Source organism: Mesorhizobium sp. P3_A9 (assembly GCF_056402975.1).
Genome location: NZ_JBFUGJ010000773.1, coordinates 1 through 736, shown reverse-complemented (window position 1 = coordinate 736; position 736 = coordinate 1). Strand labels below are relative to the sequence as shown.

General features: G+C 58.8%; 1 protein-coding gene. It reads right to left on the bottom strand.

Going from position 1 to position 736, the window contains the following annotated elements; translation table 11 throughout:
* Positions 1-124: 124 nt before the first annotated feature.
* The gene (locus AC1DX0_RS36665; RefSeq protein WP_477359502.1) at positions 125-460 is read right to left on the bottom strand and encodes a hypothetical protein; all 336 of its coding nucleotides are present in this window, start codon (positions 458-460) and stop codon (positions 125-127) included.
* Positions 461-736 lie beyond the last annotated feature (276 nt).

Genomic DNA, 736 nt, shown 5'->3' with positions numbered 1-736 from the left:
TCTACGAGAAGCTCGACATCACCACCGAGCGGGAACTGTTCTTGCAGTTCTTCCAGCACCGGTAATCTGCGAGCTGACACGCTGCTTCGGAATTGGCCGGAGCGCCACCCAGATGCGTCTTTGATTATTGCTTGACGAACGTGCCCGTGTAGGTCTGGCCGGCAAGCGCGACGGTTGCGGCCAGGGTTCCGTCGGACAGCATCACAAAGCTGAGGTCCGCGCCGTTCGGGAGGCGCCCAAGCTTCAACGTGGTCCCAATAATTCTTCCCGCGCCGGCGGCCTCCCCCGGGAAGTTGTCGGCTAGATTTCCCCACGCATAGGTGACCGTCACCTTTCCATTGGAGGCAATCGTCTGAACAGCAAGTTTGGCTTCATACATCCCTTCCAATCGTCCGGCCCATAGGCCCGAAAAGGCAGCGTATTTTGCTGGAATGCCCTTGCCAGGGGGAGTGATCGTCACGGATTGATCCATGATTGCCGAACCGGAAGAAACAGCGGCAGGACCCAAGGCAGGTTGGGAAGGAGTGGGACCAGGTCCTAGCGCAGGTTCGACAGCGGCGGGTTGCTGCGTTTCAGGGGCAGTTTGGCACGCGACCAGGGCAAGGGCCGAGAGGCCAAGCATTGCGTTGCATAGTGGGTGTGCCATTTTCTGGTGCCCCCGGCACTTCTTTGACTCTGAGCGCAGGCCTACCTTATCACTCGTTTTCACAGACTGTGTCCAGGCAAGTATGGCGAT